Annotated in this window: 20 protein-coding genes; 6 read left to right on the forward strand and 14 right to left on the reverse strand. The window is 33.5% G+C overall.

The window, feature by feature from the left end:
* Positions 1–26 precede the first annotated feature (26 nt).
* The 5 genes from proC (at position 27) to PHP06_07100 (ending at position 5,099) form a co-directional block, all read left to right on the forward strand.
* On the forward strand, positions 27–845 hold the full coding sequence (gene proC / locus PHP06_07080) for a pyrroline-5-carboxylate reductase (GenBank protein MDD3840323.1): 819 nt from the start codon (positions 27–29) through the stop codon (positions 843–845).
* 42 nt (positions 846–887) lie between these two features.
* Positions 888–1,319: a ribonuclease HI gene (gene rnhA, locus PHP06_07085; GenBank protein ID MDD3840324.1), complete on the forward strand. Its 432-nt coding sequence runs from the start codon at positions 888–890 to the stop codon at positions 1,317–1,319.
* Between the two features lie 107 nt (positions 1,320–1,426).
* Positions 1,427–2,818: a methyl-accepting chemotaxis protein gene (locus PHP06_07090; GenBank protein MDD3840325.1), complete on the forward strand. Its 1,392-nt coding sequence runs from the start codon at positions 1,427–1,429 to the stop codon at positions 2,816–2,818.
* 812 nt (positions 2,819–3,630) lie between these two features.
* Entirely contained in the window at positions 3,631–3,894 is a 264-nt protein-coding gene (locus PHP06_07095) for a YkuS family protein (GenBank protein MDD3840326.1), read from the forward strand.
* 155 nt (positions 3,895–4,049) lie between these two features.
* A complete protein-coding gene (locus PHP06_07100) occupies positions 4,050–5,099 on the forward strand; it encodes a tyrosine-type recombinase/integrase (protein MDD3840327.1) in 1,050 nt (349 codons plus the stop codon).
* A gap of 23 nt (positions 5,100–5,122) precedes the next feature.
* On the opposite strand, the gene PHP06_07105 is transcribed toward PHP06_07100, so the two are convergent.
* Together PHP06_07105 and PHP06_07110 are read right to left on the reverse strand one after the other, a co-directional pair.
* A complete protein-coding gene (locus PHP06_07105; GenBank protein ID MDD3840328.1) occupies positions 5,123–5,323 on the reverse strand; it encodes a PspC domain-containing protein in 201 nt (66 codons plus the stop codon).
* Between the two features lie 167 nt (positions 5,324–5,490).
* Positions 5,491–5,811: a LysM peptidoglycan-binding domain-containing protein gene (locus PHP06_07110; GenBank protein MDD3840329.1), complete on the reverse strand. Its 321-nt coding sequence runs from the start codon at positions 5,809–5,811 to the stop codon at positions 5,491–5,493.
* A gap of 172 nt (positions 5,812–5,983) precedes the next feature.
* Between PHP06_07110 and lexA the strand changes: the two genes are divergently transcribed.
* Positions 5,984–6,598, forward strand: coding sequence for a transcriptional repressor LexA (gene lexA / locus PHP06_07115; protein ID MDD3840330.1), 615 nt, complete (start codon positions 5,984–5,986; stop codon positions 6,596–6,598).
* On the opposite strand, the gene PHP06_07120 is transcribed toward lexA, so the two are convergent.
* From PHP06_07120 to PHP06_07175, 12 genes are all read right to left on the reverse strand, one after another.
* A complete protein-coding gene (locus PHP06_07120) occupies positions 6,593–7,888 on the reverse strand; it encodes a methionine gamma-lyase family protein (GenBank protein ID MDD3840331.1) in 1,296 nt (431 codons plus the stop codon). The two genes, lexA and PHP06_07120, sit on opposite strands and share 6 nt — an antisense overlap.
* 91 nt (positions 7,889–7,979) lie before the next feature.
* On the reverse strand, positions 7,980–8,876 hold the full coding sequence (locus PHP06_07125; GenBank protein MDD3840332.1) for an AAA family ATPase: 897 nt from the start codon (positions 8,874–8,876) through the stop codon (positions 7,980–7,982).
* Positions 8,877–8,977: 101 nt separating this feature from the next.
* Positions 8,978–9,190: an RNA chaperone Hfq gene (gene hfq, locus PHP06_07130; protein MDD3840333.1), complete on the reverse strand. Its 213-nt coding sequence runs from the start codon at positions 9,188–9,190 to the stop codon at positions 8,978–8,980.
* Between the two features lie 2 nt (positions 9,191–9,192).
* Positions 9,193–10,140, reverse strand: a complete 948-nt coding sequence (gene miaA / locus PHP06_07135; protein ID MDD3840334.1) for a tRNA (adenosine(37)-N6)-dimethylallyltransferase MiaA — start codon at positions 10,138–10,140, stop codon at positions 9,193–9,195.
* A 13-nt stretch (positions 10,141–10,153) separates the two neighbouring features.
* Positions 10,154–11,899, reverse strand: a complete 1,746-nt coding sequence (gene mutL, locus PHP06_07140; GenBank protein ID MDD3840335.1) for a DNA mismatch repair endonuclease MutL — start codon at positions 11,897–11,899, stop codon at positions 10,154–10,156.
* 11 nt (positions 11,900–11,910) lie between these two features.
* The gene (mutS, locus tag PHP06_07145) at positions 11,911–14,541 is read right to left on the reverse strand and encodes a DNA mismatch repair protein MutS (GenBank protein MDD3840336.1); all 2,631 of its coding nucleotides are present in this window, start codon (positions 14,539–14,541) and stop codon (positions 11,911–11,913) included.
* A 12-nt stretch (positions 14,542–14,553) separates the two neighbouring features.
* Entirely contained in the window at positions 14,554–15,939 is a 1,386-nt protein-coding gene (gene miaB / locus PHP06_07150; GenBank protein ID MDD3840337.1) for a tRNA (N6-isopentenyl adenosine(37)-C2)-methylthiotransferase MiaB, read from the reverse strand.
* A gap of 108 nt (positions 15,940–16,047) precedes the next feature.
* Entirely contained in the window at positions 16,048–16,818 is a 771-nt protein-coding gene (locus tag PHP06_07155) for a LysM peptidoglycan-binding domain-containing protein (GenBank protein ID MDD3840338.1), read from the reverse strand.
* Positions 16,819–16,917: 99 nt separating this feature from the next.
* Positions 16,918–18,891, reverse strand: coding sequence for a hydantoinase/oxoprolinase family protein (locus PHP06_07160; protein ID MDD3840339.1), 1,974 nt, complete (start codon positions 18,889–18,891; stop codon positions 16,918–16,920).
* A gap of 168 nt (positions 18,892–19,059) precedes the next feature.
* Positions 19,060–19,668: a hypothetical protein gene (locus PHP06_07165; protein ID MDD3840340.1), complete on the reverse strand. Its 609-nt coding sequence runs from the start codon at positions 19,666–19,668 to the stop codon at positions 19,060–19,062.
* 85 nt (positions 19,669–19,753) lie between these two features.
* The gene (locus tag PHP06_07170) at positions 19,754–20,335 is read right to left on the reverse strand and encodes a MerR family transcriptional regulator (GenBank protein ID MDD3840341.1); all 582 of its coding nucleotides are present in this window, start codon (positions 20,333–20,335) and stop codon (positions 19,754–19,756) included.
* Between the two features lie 224 nt (positions 20,336–20,559).
* Positions 20,560–20,964 (reverse strand): hypothetical protein, encoded by a 405-nt coding sequence (locus PHP06_07175; protein ID MDD3840342.1) that lies wholly within the window; start codon positions 20,962–20,964, stop codon positions 20,560–20,562.
* Between the last annotated feature and the right edge of the window lie 6 nt (positions 20,965–20,970).

Consider the following 20,970-nt stretch of genomic DNA (forward strand, 5'->3'; position numbering starts at 1 on the left):
CTATTTTAAAAATTGGAGGGTTTTTAATGAATAATAGCGAATTTAAAGTTGGTATAATAGGGGCAGGAAATATGGGAAGTGCAATAATAAAGGGAATAATTAAAGATAAACAAATACCTTATGAAAATATCTATGTGGGAGATATTGATCAGAATAAACTGATGGAGATAAAGAATATCCAAAAGAATATAAACATATCTAAAGATAACAAAGTTGTTGTACAAAATTCAAATTTATTGATATTATGTATTAAACCTCAAATATTCGAAAATGTAGCAAAAGAAATATCAGAACATATAGATAAAAACAAGCTATTGGTATCTATAGCCCCCGGAATAAGTATTAAAAAAATGATGGAGCTTTTCCCTGCTGGTACAAAGATCATACGTGCAATGCCTAACACCCCTGCTCTTGTCGGGTGTGGAATGACGGCATTTTCCGCCAATGATAGGGTAAATTCCAACGAATTAGATACAATTTTCTCTATTTTTTCTGGACTCGGTGAAGTAGAAATCATTGATGAGAATCTGATGGACTGTGTTACGGCAATAAGCGGAAGCAGCCCTGCTTATGTATATATGTTCATAGAAGCTTTAGCTGATGGAGCTGTGTTAAAAGGGATGAGTAGAGAAAAAGCCTATAAAATCTGCTCTCAGGCAGTTATGGGGGCAGCTAAAATGGTACTGGAAACTGAAAACCATCCGGGAGTATTAAAAGATATGGTATGTTCGCCAGGCGGAACAACTATTGAAGCAGTTTATACTTTAGAAAAATGTGGGTTTAGAGCAGCTATAATAGAAGCTGTTAAAACTTGTGAAGAGAAATCTAAACAGATGGGGAGGTAGTAAGGTTAACATAATATAATTATGTTAACCTTTATAAAGTCTATGAATAAAATTTTAATATATACCGATGGTGCATGCAGTCATAATCCGGGCCCGGGAGGATGGGCTGCAATTCTCATTTACAAAAACTATATTAAGGAAATTTCGGGCGGTAATCCAAACACGACAAATAACAGGATGGAGCTGACCGCTGCTGTAAAAGCACTTGAACTCATAAAAAGACCTTCTGATATCATACTTTATAGTGATAGCGCTTATCTGATAAATGCCTTTACTAGAAAATGGGTGGATAGATGGGTCAAAAATGGCTGGAAAACCAGCACAAAAAAAAGTGTTGAAAATAAAGATCTATGGGAACTATTGATAAAATATGATAGAACCCATAACATTGAGTGGGTAAAAGTAAAAGGGCATTCAGACAATGAAATGAATAACAGATGCGATCAACTTGCCAAAGAACAAATAAAAAAATAAAATCCACTTACTTTAAAAATTAATTTTGTTATATATAGTTTAAAAATAGAATCAAATGGGTATTTAATAAATCAGTATTGTAAAAAGCCTGATGAGGAGGTATATAATTGTTAGGAAAAATAATTAAAAACAAGTCGATTGATAATAACAAACAGTCAAAGTACGATAAAATTACCCATAAAACTATAAACGATATAACCCATGATAGTGTACAAGCATCTACAATGATAAGTAGCCTTGATCTAAAGCTCAAATATTATTCGAAGCAATTGGATAATTCTGTGGATAGAATGGATTCAATCTCCCACTCTATGGTATCAATGGCTCAGCAATTATCTGCGAGTATGGATGAGATAGCTAAGTCATCGTCAAATTCAGTATCTAATATAAGTGATATTTCGGACATGTCTTCCAACATTTATAAGAATACTGAAGCTAGCACCAAAATGCTTGATGAAGTTGTCAGTAAAAACCAGACCACATTAAACGTTGCAGAAGGTATGAAGGATGATGTGGAAAACCTAATAGACAAACTCAATGTTATCAGGGAAGCAATGAGGGGAATAGAAAATATTGCGAAACAAACCAATTTATTAGCTATCAACGCATCTATCGAAGCGGCAAACGCAGGTGAACATGGAAGAGGCTTCGCTGTAGTAGCACAAGAGATAAGAAAACTATCTGAAGATGTAAAAACCTTAGTTGGCACTGCAAACAATCTAGTAGACGAATTAGGAACTTCATCTTCTTCCACTTCTGCAAGCGTCCAAAGTACAATAACATACATTCAGGATGTAAACAATAATTTAAATCAAGTTGATGACCAATTAAATCAAAGTACACAGCTTATCGGCAAACTCAATGATAATATAAATGAAATATCGGCTTTTAATGAACAACTTAATGCTTCGATACAACAAATATCTGCCTCAACTCAACTTTTAAGCGATGACTCAGAGCAAGTGCATAACGCATCGATGAGTGTATCAAATATATCAAGCTCTATAAACGATATATCTTCATCTTTGATTTCTATTGAGCAAATACTGGATAGTTTAACCAAAAAGAGCGGGAAATTGAGTAGCACAAGTCTTTGGAAATTGGAAAACGAATATTTTATCAACTTTTTGAATATAGCTATAACTGCACATAAAAGGTGGATGAATGACCTTAAATCTATGGTTGATGATATGCGGGTTTTACCAATACAGACCGATGACCGTAAATGCGGGTTCGGACATTTTTATTATTCCATGCAGCCATCTGATGAAAGGGTTAAGAATATTTGGACAGAAGTAGAACCAATTCATTCAAAACTGCATAAAGGCGCTGAAGATGTTATAGATAACATAAAAAATAATGATAAAGATAAAGCTTATCAAAATTATAAAATATCCGAAAGTTTATCCTTTGAAATAATACATAAATTTCAAAACATGATAGATATCACAAACAAACTGACAACAGAAGGGAAGTACGTTTTTGAAAACAATAAATAAAAGGAAGAATTATCATGAAACATATTGCAAACAAAACGAGAATATGGGAAATAGATTTTTTAAGGGGTATTGCACTCATTTTGATGATATGCTTTCATGTAATAGTGGATCTTCGCGATTTTTATCATTTTGATATCGATTATTTAAATAGTCATTGGTATTTCATAGGAAAAATATCTGGAATACTTTTTATATTTATTTCAGGAATAAGTTGCACTTTGAGTAAAAATCCCGTCAGGAGAGGTATTAAGGTATTATTATTAGGCTTTTTAATTACAGTAATCACATTTTTTATTGACGACAAGCTATATATAAAATTTGGTATATTGCATTTTCTAGGGATTAGCATGATTATATCTTCTTTTTTTATAAATAGAAAACTAGTATCAATTTTAATACTAGGTACAATTATTATTCTGCTAGAATTAGTTTTTAAGGAAATAAACATGCATACTGAGTATCTTTTCCCTTTAGGCCTAAAAAGCCTTGATTTTACCGCTTGGGATTACTATCCTATGATACCATGGTTCGGGGTTTATCTATACGGTATATTCACAGGAAAAGCCTTTTACAAGGATAAAAAAGGGCTTATTAAGGTATACTATAGGGAACCAATTTCGTACATTGGAAGAAATTCGCTTATTATATATCTTTTACACCAACCTTTGATATTAGGAATATTATATTTATTTTTAAACAAACCACAATTTTAAATAGACTATAAAAAAAGGCTTATAAAATAGAGCCTTTTTTTTATGTATCTAAACAGGTATTTTTGAAGATAATATAGATAAACGAGGGGAGATATACAGATGAAAAATATTGCGATACAAAAAGGCCTTGACCCAATAAAAGACTATTTTGAACAAAAAGGCTATAAAATACAGGAGTTCGAAAATAATCCTCAAAACGCAATAAGAAACTTTGATGATTATGATAATTTAGGTGCAATTATAATTACAGGCTCAAACGAAAATTTGCTAGGTATGCAAGACACATTGACGAAAGTTCCTATTATCAATGCAAGGGGAGTATCGCCCGAAGATATAGAAAAGAGAATAAACAATTCTATATAATTTAATATAAAAGTTGCAAATAAGTTTTGTGCCATTTACCACGAAATTTATTTGCATTAAATACTATTCGCGAAAGACAAGTTTAATGAATAGTATTGCAAAAAGTCATGCTTTATGGTAAAATTTATTCATAATAAGTTTAAAGGAGAATTTATATGTCTTCCAATCAAGATTTCAATCAACAATTATACCAGTCCAATACATTGAAGTTGAGAAAAATATTAGCGGATCTTCCTGATTTGTGTGGTGAATTTATAAGAGGTATTGAACCTACCACCTCAATCCTTACGCGAATAGCATATGCATATGATTTAAAGGTTTTCTTTGATTTTCTGTCTGCAGATATCGAAGAATTTAAAGGCAAATCCCCTACCTCCTTCGATCTGGAAGATTTAAACAGAGTAACCCCTACTCATATTGAAATTTTCTTGGAATATCTATCTTATTATGTAAATGATCAAGATGAACTAAAAAATACAAATCCTGGCAAGGCTAGAAAGTTATCCTCTCTACGTTCTCTATTTTCTTATTTTTATAAAAAACAAAAACTGGACAGAAATGTAACCAGTCTTGTAGATCTGCCTAAAATATACGAAAAACCTATCATACGCTTGGAAATAGACGAAGTAGCCAAACTTCTCGATGCTGTTGAGTCAGGTGAAGGATTGACAAAGACACAAAAGCGTTATCACAAATATACTAAATCTAGAGACCTTGCTATACTCACCCTCTTTTTAGGTACAGGGATACGTATAAGTGAATGTGTAGGCTTGAACATGGATGATTTTGATTTTAATGTGAATGGATTCAAAATAACAAGAAAAGGTGGAAATCAAGTAATCCTATATTTTAGCGATGAAGTAAAAGATATACTGGTGGACTATATAGAAGAAAGGAAAAATATGCAACCTTTACCCGGTCATGAACAGGCCCTTTTCCTATCACTTCAAAGAAGAAGGATCAGCAAAAGAGCTGTTCAAAATTTAGTAAAAAAATACTCTTCTCAAGTGACCCAATTAAAAAACATATCGCCCCATAAATTGAGGAGCACCTATGGGACAAACCTTTATAGAGAAACAGGAGATATATACCTTGTGGCAGATGTCCTTGGTCATAAAGATGTGAACACCACCAAGAAACATTATGCAGCCATAAGCGATGATAAACGTAGACAAGCTGCAAGAATGCTTAAATTGCGGGATTAAATCATGGGTTACTTGCCCTGCAATTACATTTCCATTTTTTCCGGTTCATCAGGCATTATTAAAGCACAAGCAATATAAGCTATGATTCCGGAACCATAGTATAGCGAGAAAATAACCCATATTATTCTGATAATAGTTGGATCAATATCAAAATATTCCGCTATACCTCCACATACTCCGGAAATTTTTTTATCATTTTTAGATTTATAGAGCTTCTTTTCCATTTAGTTCCTCCAAACCTTGTTTTAGAGAGACACACGCCTCTTTTTTTATTATATCATTTTTTCTGCTTTATCAACATCAGATTATTTTATTGATCAATATAATTATTCGCAAAAAATGCTCATAAGAAAATCCTTATGAGCATAAAATATTTGATTAAGTTTAATTACTAAAAATCCGGCAATTTTATTTTTTGCCCTTCCAGTAGGTATGCCGATTTCATATTATTTATCTTTCTTACTTCATATATGTACTTCCTCTTATCCATATTTCTGGGTGCATATTTATTTGATATATCCCACAGAGTATCCCCTTTTTGAACAGAAACTATTTTTAAAGATGATTGTCCTAATTTTTCTTTTGCGTTGGTATTGTTAAAAGTACTAGCAATAATAGATAAGAAAATAACAAAAACAATTATCAAAAAAATACAAAACCTTGTTTTTGACACTATAACTAATTTTCTCTTTTTATAAGAAGTATCAGCCATTTCTATCCCTCCATAGATAAAAAGTATAATACCCCCGAACATCTGTTCTTTAATTGTATTATATACGAACAAATGTTCTTTGTCAAACGCTGTTTTATCGAACTAGTGTTTGATTGAGTATTTTTATTATGTTATAATATATATTAAATATATGAATGAGGAGAAAGAAAATATGACAGATAATATTACTGATAAACAGAGGCAAATATTGGATTTCATTAAATATAGTCTGCATCAAAATGGATATCCTCCATCAGTCAGGGAGATCTGCAAAGCAGTTGGTTTTAAATCCACGTCCACCGTTCATGGCCATCTTTCCAAACTTGAGGAAAATGGATATATAAGACGAGATCCTTCAAAACCCAGAGCAATAGAAGTTTTGGAAACAGGTGGTTTTTATGATAGAAAACAGGTAGTCGATATCCCGATTGTAGGGAGAGTTACTGCAGGAAATCCGATTCTTGCCATAGAAAATATCGAGGATACCTTTCCCCTTCCTAAAGATTTTATTCATGAAGACAATACATTCATTCTAAAGGTTCAAGGAGAAAGTATGATAAATGCAGGAATACTGGATAATGACTATGTAGTTGTCAAACAACAGTACACTTCGACTAACGGCGACATAGTAGTTGCCCTGATAGATGATGAAGAAGCAACTGTAAAAAGATTCTACAAAGAAAAAGACCATATAAGGCTTCAACCAGAAAATCCTTATATGGACCCTATCATCGTAAAAGATGTGAAAATACTAGGAAAAGTAATCGGTGTGTTTAGAAAATTATAATTCAATCAGTTTTTTATCTATAAGATTTTTCAATGCTATCATTATTCCTACCTTGACATGTTCATAGTTCAGGCCTCCTTGAACATATGCGATGTACGGTTCCCTTATCGGACCATCTGCGCTCAATTCTATGGAAGCCCCCTGTATAAATGTGCCCGCTGCCATAATTACTTGGTTTTGATAACCGGGCATATCTCCCGGTATAGGCAATACATTGCTATCTACAGGAGATGCCTCTTGGATTCCCTGGCAAAAAGCAACGAGCATTTCCTCATTATTAAATTTTACCGCTTGGGTTATATCATTTCTTTTGTCTCTTACGCCTGGCATCACTTCGAATCCCAGCTTTTCAAATACACTTGCACACAACATGGCACCTTTTACTGATTCATATACTACATGAGGGGCCATAAAAAGACCTTGAATAAAGGGTCTATAGCTTGCGTTGTAAGAGCCAAGATCCTTGCCCAGGCCCGGACAGGTAAGCCTGTTTGCTATCTTATTTATCAGCTTACTCTTTCCCACTATATATCCTCCTGTAGGTGCAAGGCCACCGCCGGGATTTTTTATGAGTGAACCTGCTACAATATCGGCACCGCATTCTATCGGTTCCTTGTAATCAACAAATTCTCCATAGCAATTATCCACCATACAGATTATTTTTTCATTTATTTGTTTTACGGAATTTATCGCATGGCCTATTTCACGAATAGATAGGGACTTTCTCCAATCATATCCTCTCGATCTTTGAAACAGGATGAGACTTGTTTTGTCGTTAATTTTATTCATAAGGCTATCTATATCCATCTCAAATCTTTGGTTTAAATCATTTGTTTCAAAAATCACACCGTCTTTAATCAATGTATCCTCTCTATCGCCTTTTAGCCCTATTACCTTTTGAAGTGTATCGTACGGTGCCCCAGCAGCAGAAATCATATGTTCTCCCGGATTTAGAAGGGAATACAAGCACAGGGATATAGCATGGGTGCCAGATACGATATTAGGTCGAACCAAGGCATCCTCGCTGCCAAAAACAATGGAATATATCTCCTCCAATATCTCTCTTCCCTGATCGCTGTATCCATATCCTGTAGAAGGGACAAAATGTCTATCGCTGAGCCTTGCTTCCTGCATGGCATGCAATACCTTATATTGGTTATATTCTTTTATAATACCTTTATCTTTTAATGCATCAGCAATGTCCGCTTCTGCATCTTCAACAAATTCAATTATATTGCTATGTATATCTAGTTTTTGTTGCAATAGCTTGTCTATCAAAATCTTATCCATAATTATTGCTTCACCCCGGTTAAATAATATATTTCAGACCAGACTAATTTTATCATATTGTATCTATGTCTATCAAACATACTTTATATGTTTAAACATAAAAGGCCTGAATTATATCTTTCTTTTCAATGGTGATCAATTTTTCCCTATTCAAAATTTGGTTGCCGGATAACCTCAACGCCTGCTTTCTTATAGCCTTTTCCATCATATTTCTAATAAATCTTGCATTGCCTTCCAGGCTTCCTCTTTCAGATATTGAAGATCGAAGTATCCTTTTTAAGGTTTCTCTGGCATCCCCGGATAACTTGTATTGTCTGTTTGTAAGGATTACATCGGCTATTTGAGCCAGCTCCTCCACTGTATAATCTTCAAAGTACATATGTATAGGGAATCTTGAATTTAACCCCGGATTTGTATTTAAAAAATAATCCATCTCATTGGGATATCCTGCAAGTATCAAAATAAAACTATCCTTATAGTCTTCCATAGCCTTAACTAAAGAGTCTATGGCTTCCTTGCCAAAATCCCTCTCCCCTCCCCTTGCAAGGGAATATGCTTCATCAATAAATAGAATTCCACCCATAGCATTGTTTATCTGAACCCTGACTTTTTGAGCTGTATGACCTATATATTCACCTACAAGATCAGCTCTTTCTACCTCTACAAGATGACCTTTTTCCAATACACCCAGTTCTTTAAACAGTGCAGCAAGCAATCTTGCAATAGTCGTTTTTCCGGTGCCGGGGTTTCCTTTAAATACCATATGTAATGATATAGGTTGTGAAACCAAGTTGTTCTCTCTTCTTTTTTTTTGAATATGTACAAACGCTTCAATTTCTTTTATCAGTTTCTTTACATTATCAAGTCCTATTAATGAATCTATTTCTCTTTTTATTTTTTTTAGTGAGCCGGGCCTTGTTGTATATACTTTTTTCTGCTGCCTTTCTGATTTAATAGGCATTGTAATATATTTTTTAATCAACTTCATTGACGGTCCCCCATATGATAAATATAATATAAACCCCTATTAATACTCTATGTATCAATAGGGGTTTGTTGATTAGAAAATAGACTGATAAAACATCTCTTTTAATTGCCATCATAGGATATAGTAGAAACCGCATGTTTATAAATCAGCACATGCTTATCAGTGGTTTTTAAAAGTATGGTAAAATTGTCAAACGCTTTTATAATGCCTTTGAACTGATAACCGTTTATAAGATGTATAGTTAATGGAACAGCCTCTTTTCTGAAATTATTTAGATAATTATCCTGAGCATTAATCACATTTTTTTCCGCCATTTTCAACCACCTTCCATCTCATCTTTTATATAGTTTATAACACAATCTATCAAGTTTTCCTTGGTTTTAAATTCATCTACTTTAAACCATTTTATGTTTTTGTCTTTTTTAAACCAAGTAATCTGTCTTTTAGCATATCTCCTGGTCTCTCTTTTTATATCCTCCACTACTTCCTCTAAGGTCTTGGTGCCTTCAAAATAGTCGTATAATTCTTTATACCCTAAAGCTTGTATGGACTGTAAATTTTTATCATATCCTTTTTTTATCAAGCTTTCCACTTCTTCTAACAGCCCATTTTGTATCATCAAATTCGTTCTTAAATTGATTTTTTGATATAATTTTTCCCTATCCATAGTCAGTCCTATTATGATAATAGGAGCATATTGAGAATTTAATTTTTTTTCATCCTCTTCAAAATGGGACATAGGTTTACCAGTTCTATAATACACCTCTAATGCCCTTATAATCCTCTTTTTATCGTTTATATGTATCCTCTTACATGAATCCGGATCTACCCGATTCAGCTCATCATATAGAGCTTCTACCCCTTTATCCTTCATATCTTGCTCTAACTTTTCTCTTAAGCTAGTATCCGGTTTTGCATCAGTGAATTTTAAGTCATACAAGATAGAGCTTATATAAAGCCCTGTTCCTCCCACTAAAATAGGTAATTTATTTCTTTCGGAAATATCATCTATATAGTGTGTTGCCATTTTTTTATATTTTGCAACATTGAAATCTTGTTCTGGGTATACTATATCAATCATATAATGTGGAATACCCTGCATTTCATCCTTGGTAGGTTTTGCAGTTCCGATATCTAAATATTTATAGATCTGCATAGAATCGGCTGATACAATTTCTCCATCAAATCTTTTGGCTAACTCTATAGATAATTCTGTTTTACCCACAGCAGTAGGCCCTACTATCACAACCATCATAAAAAATATCCTCCTCCGATATTTATTGAATTCTCTTAAACTTTTTTTCTAATTCATACTTTGTTATTTCAATCAATATTGGCCTGCCATGGGGGCATGTAGGTGGAATCTTTGAAGAACGTATTTTGTTTAATAGCTCTATTATCTCCGCTGAATTCAATTTGTCATTAGCTTTTATCGCAGCTTTGCATGCTTTCGTAATAATTTTCTTTTCTACCAAATCATCAGCATCAACTGTTTTATCATTGAGCAGTATATCCAAGATATCTAAAAACAATGATTTTATTTTATCGTTATGTACAAATACAGGCACTTCTCTGATGGACACTGTATTTATACCAAACTCCTCCGCATAAAACCCTAATCTTTCCAGCAGTTGGGTGTTGTCCTTATATATCTGCATATACTGTCCGGGCAGCTGTTCCACTATCGGTGTTACAAGCAGTTGTCTGTTCACATTGCTTGTTTTATACATGTGTTTATACTTTTCAAATAACAATCTCTCATGGGCTGCATGCTGATCTATCAAATATACTTTATCACCTTCCTCTACAATTATATATGTAGCGAAAATCTGTCCTATTATTTTGTAATCATATATCGGTTTATACTGATCGCTCACTTTAATATTATCTTCAAGTTTTTCATGTTTAATACAATTTAAGCCAATATTGTCTATTTTTTTATTTATTGCCTTTTTTTCAACCTGAACAGGTACATATGTTTTTTTAAGTTCTTTTGCAAAATTAGAGATATTTGGACTTTTAAATGTGGTAACACTATTTAATAAAGCTTTTCTTATTTGCACAGTTATCATTTGACAAATTACACTTTGTTTATCAAACCTTATCTCCATTTTGGCAGGGTGAACATTTACATCTATTTTTTCAGCAGGAAAATAGATGTACAGTACTGCAAAAGGATATTTATTGATCATCACCATGGTTTTATAGGCGCTATTGATAGCATCGCTTATGGCATGACTTTTCACATAACGGTGGTTTACAAATATATTTTGAAATCGCCTGCTGGGCTTTGAAATCCCCGGCTTTCCTATATAGCCTTTCATCTGGAACAATTCACAGTTATAATCAATGCTCACAAGGTCTTGGATTACATCTTTCCCATAAATAACTGCTATTGCATTTAATAAATTCCCATCCCCCGGTGATACTAACATAGTTTTACCATTATTTATATATTTGAATGCTATATCAGGTTTTGATAAAATCATTTTATTTATAATTTCAGTTATCTGTCCCGTTTCACGGGAAGGAGTTTTTAGATATTTTAACCTTGCTGGTGTATTATAAAAAAGATTCCTGACAACTACAGTGGTTCCTTCAGGACAGCCCACAGATTTTTTAGAAACCACCTTTCCTCCTTCAATAGTTAGAGCCGTACCCGCATCATCCGCTTGACTTTTAGTTATTATCTCCATCTGGGAAACTGCTGCAATGCTAGCCAAAGCTTCCCCTCTAAAACCTAATGAATTTATGTTTTCAAGGTCATCTGCTTCTTTTATTTTACTGGTAGCATGCCGTTCAAATGCAAGGTGGATATCCTGAGATACAATACCAATCCCATCATCAGTTACCCTCAAATAGGGTATTCCCCCGTTCCGTATCTCTACTGTTATGGAACTGCTGCCAGCGTCAATGGAGTTTTCCACCAGCTCCTTTACTACTGAAGATGGGTTTTCAACAACCTCTCCGGCGGCAATCTTGTTAATAGTCGCCTGATCTAAAACCTTAATTCTGCGTTCCATGTAATCCCTCATTATATATTATTTGCCTTATTTATTAGTTTATTAAGAATATTCATCGCTTCTAAAGGTGTGGTATCCAATATATCGATATTTTTTATGTAATCCACTATCTCTCTATATTGATATTCATACATATCTATCTGTTCATCTTTAGCATCATTGTTTTCCACACTAACTGCAATAGCATCTTTAATATTGTTTTTATTAATATCTTTGCTTTCCAGATGATTCAATATTTCTTCTGCACGTTTTATCACCGATTGGGGGAGACCGGCAAGTTTTGCCACTTGAATACCAAAGCTTTTATCTGCTCCGCCTCTTTTTATCTTCCTCAAAAAAATTATATCTTCTCCTTCTTCCTTAACACTTATACAGTAATTTTTAACACCATCGATTATTCCTTCCAGCTCTGTCAATTCATGATAGTGCGTTGCAAATAAAGTTTTTGCACCTATCCTGTTTTTATCACTTATGTACTCTATAGCTGCCCAGGCTATACTCAGCCCATCAAAAGTGCTGGTTCCTCTTCCTATTTCATCCAATATTACCAGGCTGTTTTCTGTGGCATTATTCAATATATTGGCCAACTCTATCATTTCTACCATAAAAGTGCTTTGACCAGAGGAAAGGTCATCAGAAGCGCCGACTCGAGTAAATATCCTATCTGTTATACATAAATCTGCTTTATCTGCAGGAACAAAACAGCCGATCTGGGCCAAAAGAGTGATTAAAGCAACTTGTCGCATATAGGTGCTTTTTCCTGCCATATTAGGTCCGGTAAGAATACAAAGCCTATCGTTGTTTGAATCAAGATAGGTATCATTCTTTACAAAAAGTTGATTCTTAATAGTTTTTTCAACTACAGGGTGTCTGCCCCCTTTTATATCTATATAGCTTGAATTGTTTAATTCAGGTTTTATATATTGATTTACATCTGCCACCTGGGCAAATGAAAACAAACAATCTATACAGGCGATTATCTCTGATACGCTCTTTATTCTATGGATCTCTTTTGATATCCTCTGTCTAATATCCGAAAAAAGGTCATACTCCAGCTTTACCACCTTTTCTTCAGCACCTAATATCTTAAATTCCATCTCTTTTAATTCAGGAGTTACATATCGCTCTGCATTTGCCAGAGTCTGTTTTCTGATAAAATAATCGGGAACTAAAGAGTAATATGACTTTGTAACCTCGATATAATATCCGAATACTTTGTTAAAACCGACCTTGAGGGTTTTTATACCTGTTTTCTGCTTTTCGTTTTTTTCTAAAGAGGCTATCCATTCCTTGCCCAGCTTTCCCGCTTTTCTTAATTCATCTACCTCGGCATTGTATCCGGCTTTTATAATGCCACCCTCTGTTATGTTGTTGGGCGGATCATCTATGATAGCCTCATCGATGACCTTGTATATGTCTTCTAATGTATCCAGACTGTCAAAGTATTTTTTCAAAAGTTCCGAATCAAAGGATGAAAGTAGAGCTTTAATATCAGGCAATACTGCAATAGATTGTTTCAATGCAATAAAATCTTTCGCGTTCACAGTCCCAGCACTTATTTTCCCCATCAACCGCTCTATATCATATATATTGCTCAACAAATCTTTGAGATTTTCTCTTTGGATCATATTATCCTTCAATTCTTCTACGCCATCCAATCTCATGGTAATATTATGTATGTCCAGCAGCGGCTGTTCAATCCATTTTCTCATCATTCGTGCACCCATAGAAGTGTTTGTCTTATCTAATACCCATAAAAGACTTCCTTTCTTCTGTTTGCCACGCATTGTCTGAGTGATCTCCAAATTTAACCTTGTAGCAATATCCAGCATCATATAATCTTCTACTGAATAAAAATTTATGCCGTTTATATGTTTCAAAGTGGATTTCTGTGTTTGGTAAACATATTCCATCAGTGCACCGGCAGCGCTGATCCCTTTCCTCTTTCCGCTGCATCCATATCCATCCAAGGTTATTACGCCTAGATAATCTAACAACCTCTTTTTCGCCCTATGGTATTCGAAAGCCCATTCGTCATAGCAAGTTAAATACACATCCATTATATCCTTAATAAAGTTGACTATTTTTTTGTTTTCAGTAAACTTTTGATTGCTTATTATTTCGGAGGGATGGATTTTTGCAATTTCATCTATCAGCTTTGACTGCATGTTTTGATCATCGATTTCGCTCATATAAAATTCACCGGTTGTGATATCTATATACGCAATTCCGAATCCATCCTGCCCTTCAAATATGGATAACAAATAATTATTCCTTTTGTCATCCAGCATATTTTCATCAGTAACAGTCCCCGGAGTGATCACCTTTACTACATCTCGTTTTACAATCCCTTTTGCTTTGGATGGATCCTCCAGCTGTTCACATATTGCTACTTTATAACCATTTTCTATAAGTTTGGCTATATATGATTGACACGAGTGATAGGGTACCCCACACATAGGCGCCCTTTCTTTAAGACCGCAGTCACGTCCTGTCAGCGCAATGTTTAAAATCTTTGAAGCAATCAAAGCATCATCAAAAAACATCTCATAAAAATCCCCCAACCTAAAAAACAATATTGCATCTTTATATTCTTCTTTTATTTCTTTGTATTGCTGCATCATTGGAGTAAGCTTACTCAATTAGATTCCTCCTTATTTTACTACATTTCCCTCCAACCAGTGGGCCAGCACATTGGTTATTTTCACTTTTATCAATTTTCCGATCAAATCTTTTTCACCTTGAAAGTTTACTATTTTCCCTGTTCTAGTCCTTCCTGTCACCTTATGCTGATTTTTTTTACTTACTTGCTCTACAAGGACCTCTACAGTACTTCCTAATAATTTTTGGTTTATTTGCTGGCTTATTTTTGTTTGCACCTCTATCAATCGATAAAGTCTTTCATGCTTTGTATCTTCATCTATTTGATTTTGCATTTTTGCTGCAGGTGTACCACTTCTTTTAGAATAAATAAAAGTAAAAGCGGAATCATATTTTACTCGTTTTATTACATCAATCGTTTCATTAAAGTCTTGATCAGTTTCACCGGGAAAACCTACAATTATATCAGTAGATATAGCTACTCCCGGAATCTCCTTTCGCACTTTGTCCACCAACTCAAGATATTGCTCTTTAGTATATCTTCGATTCATCTTTTTCAATATAGCACTGCTTCCAGACTGTATAGGTAGATGTAACTGCTCACACACCTTATCGCAATCCCTCATGGCATATATCAGTCTATCGGACAAATCTTTTGGATGTGAAGTGATAAATCTAATCCTTTCTATTTGCTCTATTTTATCAACTTGATACAGTAAATCTGCAAAATCTACTTTTCCACCTAAATCTTTCCCATATGAATTTACATTCTGACCTAGTAGAGTTATCTCTTTGTATCCTTGTTGGCCTAATAATTTTATCTCTTCTGTGATATCTTCTATTCTCCTGCTCCTTTCTCTTCCTCTTACATAGGGCACAATGCAGTATGTGCAAAAATTATCACATCCGTACATAACAGTTACCCATGCTTTTACGCCCTTTTCTCTTTTTACAGGCATCCTCTCTACTATACCACTCTCTTTGTCCCAAACACTGACAATAGGACTTTGGTTTTTCAATACCTTTTGTACCAATTCAGGGAGTATATGTGTATTATGTGTGCCAATAACAATGTCCACAAAAGGATATGTTTTTTTGATATATTCAGATATTTGTTTCTGTTGTGTCATGCATCCGCAGACACATATGATCATATCAGGGTTTCGCCTTTTTAAATGCTTTAAAGCGCCAATATGTCCATACACTTTTAACTCAGCGTTTTCTCTAACACAGCATGTATTGAATACTACTATATCCGCATGTTTTTCATCCGGGGCAGGCATATATCCCATGTGTTCAAGCATACCCTCTATTTTTTCAGAGTCATGCTCATTCATTTGACAGCCCCAAGTCTTTATAAAATATTTTAAATCTTTTTGGCTTACAATTTTATATACATTTTCTATCAGAGAATTATCAAAATCAGTAGCTTGATTCATTTTATTTCCTCCTAAACAATCCCTTATAGTATAAGATTATAATAATATACAAAATTTTTCAATATACAATTAGTATAATAAAATAAAGAGCAATCAATGCTCTTTATTTTAATGAATATATACTTTAGCTTTAATAGGAATATTATCATACAGCCATTTAGCGTCCGGTATTTTTAACCTTATACAACCATGGGATGCTCTTTGTCCTATTTTTGCAGCTTCCTCTTCTATAACATTTTCGTCTCTATCCATAGGCACAGTGTGAAATAGATATTTGCCCCAGTACAGGAAAGATACCCAGTATTTTGCACCTTCTTGGTATTTTTCATTGTAAAACCAATCACCCCTATTTTGTACTTCAAAATGCCCTTTAGGTGTATCGTAACCTGGCAGTCCAGAAGATATATCCATCTCTTTTACCACTATGTCCTTGTAATAAACTCTCATAATTTGGCTTTGTATATTAACGTCTATATGCAATTCACTACTGTTGGGTACAACAATCAAAAAATTTCCTGCGTATATGGTATTGTCCTTAAGATTGTTTAATCTTTTTATTTCATCTATACCCATATTAAATTTTCTAGATATTTTATATAAGCTATCTCCATATCGGATTTGATATAAAGCCTTTTTCAATCCCAATGTTTGATCAGGAATATATAACATCTGTCCAGGATAAATATGATCAGGACGAGCTATATTGTTGTTTGCAACCAATCTATCTAACCCTACGTCATAGGAAGTAGCAATACTATAGAGTGTATCTCCATACTTTATTCGATACAATGCATTGGCCTCAGCCGCATTTGTGTTTATAGGAATCAAAAATATAATAATTAATAGAAGATTAATCAATATTTTATATTTTCCTTTCACCTCAACCTCACCTTCTTCCTCCCCCAATATCAACATTATGTTAACATAATGCCGTTTTTATAACAACAAGAAAAATCTGGTGAGTCATTGTTGAGCAAATTATGGCTTAGCTTGTCCTATTAGTTCCACGGTACAACTATAATAATCCACATCCTCATACTCTTTAATGTTTTCTTTTATTGAATATTTCTTCATGCCTGCCTTTTCCATTTGAAAATCAATCTGCTGTGCGGCAATTCTTTTTGCATAATCTATAGCTTGAGATTTTTCGCCTACTGATTTAATATTTTTTCCGGTATAAATAAGGTACCTTTTGCTTTCATCGGGTAAATTGCTCAGCATGATTTTTATAGTTTTTCTAAAAGTTATGTTGGCACATGCTGTTCCCAAAGCGTTAGCAATAGAATAGTTCTGTGGTATTTCTATACATAGTTCTGGGTTATAATCTCTCAATCCGGAAAACAAACTCAATGCAGGAGCACCCACGATTACTAAAGGTACTTTAATTTTAAATGATATGCTTGCAAGCTCATTTTTTTCTCGACTGATAATATTATCTAAAATATAATCAAAAGAGTTCTCATCATATTGCTCTCCAAAACTTACAGAGGCAATGGCTGATAAAAATTTTTTATGAATTATATTCAGTATATCTTTTTTGATAGAAACATCGCTTTTGTGTAATTTCTTTGCTAGTATTTCGAATGTCTTTAAAGATATGGTTGCGTCCCATTTTTTAAAATCACCTACGCAATGCAACAAATCAGTAGGTGTAAAACCGGAAAATTGTATAATCCCTTCTTGTTCCAACCTTTTTGTCTTTCTAAACACATTCATTTCATCTGTATTTAAATTTTTAGCAACCTTGCCTATATTGATAGGTACTGGTCTGATAATATCTATAATATGCTTTTCATCCTCTGACAAGGATAGATCTCTTTTGTTGTTTGTGTCATTATAATACATAAATACTAGTTCTGCTAAATAATTATGATATAGAGGTATGAAGTTATTCTTATCATTAAGATAATCCATAATCTGTTCCCTGTATTTGGATAGCCTACATAATGGAGTTACTCTATTTGAAGATAATTTTATGTTTCCATCGTCAGATAGATAGATAAGGCTATCTCCTCCTAGTCCGATAGTGGTCATATCAATTGCTGTTACATGGGTTCTGTATCCACCCACATTAGTACCTTTTTGATTTACCCTTATATCTCCGTCTTTAAAAACGGCAATATCGGTAGTAGTACCTCCTATATCTGCAACAATACATTCTTGATGGCCAGTAATTTTTTTTACTCCTATACAGCTAGAGGCAGGACCTGACAATATTGTCTCTATAGGCCTTTCCAATGCAATCTCTGAAGTTATAAGGGAACCATCGCCTTTAACTACATAAATTGGTGCATCTATACCCTGCTGATCAGCCACTTCTTGGATGGATACTAAAAGTTTTTTTATCCTTGGAATAAGACCGGCATTGAGTGTTACAGTAGAAGCACGTTTAATAGAATCTAATTGGGAGGATAATTCATGCCCACAGACTACCGGCTTATTACAAATGGTTTTTATCAGGTCTTTTACTATCAGTTCGTGCTTATTATTATATACGGAATAATAACCTGATACTGCAAACACATCTACATGGTCTGAATTATCCTGAATAAACTTTTTGGCTGTTTCTGTATCTAAAGGACTTTTTTCTTCCCCTCTAAGGTCATGTCCACCTTTCACATATTCTATCCTTTGAGCGTTAAAATGTTTAGAGAAATTATATTTTTCAATTAAGGATTTATCATATCCGATGAGTATTAACGCTACTCTTCCGCCTTTGTTTTCAACAATCATATTAGTAGCCAGAGTGGTAGATATAGATATAAAAGCGATTTTTGAAGAATTTGAACTTATTACTTTTTTTATAGCGTTTTCTATGCCTATACTTAAATCTTTATAGGTTGTCAATGATTTTCCGGCTTTTATAATTTCATCTCTTTGGTAATCATACAATACCGCATCCGTGTATGTGCCTCCAGTGTCAATTCCCAATACAAAGCTTTTTTTATCCATTTTGACCCTTCCTTACATTTTGGTTTAATATTGTTTTATCACAGGTTCAAATTCAATAAAAAAGTGTGACCGAAATCACACTTTAAATTTTAACATATATCATTTAAATAAAACATTATACTTAAAATATTAACAAATTAATACATCAACAAACAAAAAAATCTTATATCAATTTAATCTTTGGCTTTCTGAACTTGAACTTGCTTTAATATGATTTAGATAATCTATAAGGTCTGATGCTTCGTATTTAGTGAGTTTCTTGCTATCGCTTTTTTTATATCTCTTATTCATAATCTCCCGTATCTCATCTTCCCTCATGCCTAAACTATTGTATATAGCATAGATGGCGCGCTTTTGTGCCTCAGTTATAAGACTTTTTTCTGCAACTGGACTATCAACAATCCTATTTGCTTCATTTAACTCCGAAGCAAACTGAGTTCCATAACCTAATGATGCCAACGCTCTGCCATATGCTTTTGTATAGGCCTTTTCTATATAATCTTCAAAATCATCTCCTGATTCTGAACCCACCCCTATTTCAATATTGCCCCTGGAATCAGTTACTTGTAATTCGAAATAAGCAAATTTATTGTTAATATCTATAATTTTATCTTTTATCACCGTTTGTGTATTTTCAGCATTTTCCTGTCTATACCAAACCATTCTCCATTTTACTTCTAAATAATCGGTAAAAATGGTTTCCCATTGCTTGGTATCCGGGTTTCTTCTTCTCTGACCCAACTTTGTCAGATATTCTTCCGGTATAAAATCACCCAATTTTTCACCTCCTATTAATATATTCATAATTATTATTTGCAATTTGTACGAATAAAATAAAAAAAGTGATGCTAAAATCACTTTTTTATTTTCCAAATATTTTATTTAAAACAGAATTGTTTTTATTTCTCTCCCTTTGCAACTGCTCCCTCAATTCTAAAACCTCGTAAGATTTTTGTTTTATTTTCATTTTTAATTTCATATTTTCGGCTAATAGAATATCATCATCTTTGTTTATTGAAACCTTGATCTCTTCTAGCAGATCTTTGCATTGTCCAACTAAAGAATACAATAACTCTTGTTGCTGCTGGTTGTATAAATCCAATTGTTTTTTTATGCTCTTATTTATATCGTCTTTTATCTTTTCAAGTGAGCCATCTGTTATAGCTGATCTTTTATCAGATTTAGTTTTTGATAGTTCATCCTGAATGCCTAATATGGTTTTAGGAGAATCCAATATCAACTTAATCTGGGTATTGCTGAAACCCCTGTTTTGCAATTTTTTAATCTCATTTAATTTTTCAATTTCCTTGTTTGTAAAATATCTATGATTCGACTTATTCCTCGGGATATCCAGATTGAACTCTTTTTCATAATACCTTATAACATGCGGCTCATAACCGGTAATGGAAGCAGCTTGAGTTATAGTGTACTTTTCATCAGACATATCTAAAACCTACCTTAATGATGGTGCATAATTCCAAAAACATTGCCAATTTTATTTTATCATAAAAGAACACATTTATACAAAAATTTTATGTTATTTTACAAATAATTATACTTCAATCGCCTCATCTTATATAATCATAAAATTATGTGTATCATTATACCATAACATTATATTATATAAACTTCTAACTAAACAAAAATGACCTTTAGCTTTTTAACAATTTATTGAAGATGAGGTGTTTGTAGTACAAGTACAATAACATGAATAATTGCTACAGCAACTCCTACGATACTGATTGAATCAAATATCAACCATGACAATATCGAAGTAATGATACATATCGCCAAACAAACTTGTATCATCTTCCCTGTATTTGATTTTTTGATAGAGAGCAAAATTAACAACAGAACAGCAATCGATAGAAATGCAGCAATTATCGGAAACCAATTTCCATATCCTAAAGGTATCATACTAAAATATGAGTAGTAATTAATTACCCGTTCGGAAGGGCCCGGTGCAAAAGTCATAGCTACACCATATGGTATCGCCATTAAAATAATAGCAAAAAGCATACAGATAATAGATATAATTTTTTTCATCATAACTATTTCCCTCACTTTTATCACAAGTTG

This window comes from Clostridia bacterium (genome assembly GCA_028698525.1).
Classification (GTDB): Bacteria; Bacillota; Clostridia; order JAQVDB01; family JAQVDB01; genus JAQVDB01.

Bases quoted from the DNA above. Each gene is read 5' to 3' on its own strand.
- proC (MDD3840323.1), top strand. From the start codon at position 27: ATGAATAATAGCGAATTTAAAGTTGGTATAATAGGGGCAGGAAATATG.
- rnhA (MDD3840324.1), top strand. From the start codon at position 888: ATGAATAAAATTTTAATATATACCGATGGTGCATGCAGTCATAATCCG.
- PHP06_07095 (MDD3840326.1), top strand. From the start codon at position 3,631: ATGAAAAATATTGCGATACAAAAAGGCCTTGACCCAATAAAAGACTAT.
- PHP06_07100 (MDD3840327.1), top strand. From the start codon at position 4,050: ATGTCTTCCAATCAAGATTTCAATCAACAATTATACCAGTCCAATACA.
- PHP06_07105 (MDD3840328.1), bottom strand. From the start codon at position 5,323: ATGGAAAAGAAGCTCTATAAATCTAAAAATGATAAAAAAATTTCCGGA.
- PHP06_07110 (MDD3840329.1), bottom strand. From the start codon at position 5,811: ATGGCTGATACTTCTTATAAAAAGAGAAAATTAGTTATAGTGTCAAAA.
- lexA (MDD3840330.1), top strand. From the start codon at position 5,984: ATGACAGATAATATTACTGATAAACAGAGGCAAATATTGGATTTCATT.
- PHP06_07120 (MDD3840331.1), bottom strand. From the start codon at position 7,888: ATGGATAAGATTTTGATAGACAAGCTATTGCAACAAAAACTAGATATA.
- PHP06_07125 (MDD3840332.1), bottom strand. From the start codon at position 8,876: ATGAAGTTGATTAAAAAATATATTACAATGCCTATTAAATCAGAAAGG.
- hfq (MDD3840333.1), bottom strand. From the start codon at position 9,190: ATGGCGGAAAAAAATGTGATTAATGCTCAGGATAATTATCTAAATAAT.
- mutL (MDD3840335.1), bottom strand. From the start codon at position 11,899: ATGGAACGCAGAATTAAGGTTTTAGATCAGGCGACTATTAACAAGATT.
- miaB (MDD3840337.1), bottom strand. From the start codon at position 15,939: ATGAATCAAGCTACTGATTTTGATAATTCTCTGATAGAAAATGTATAT.
- PHP06_07160 (MDD3840339.1), bottom strand. From the start codon at position 18,891: ATGGATAAAAAAAGCTTTGTATTGGGAATTGACACTGGAGGCACATAC.
- PHP06_07170 (MDD3840341.1), bottom strand. From the start codon at position 20,335: ATGTCTGATGAAAAGTACACTATAACTCAAGCTGCTTCCATTACCGGT.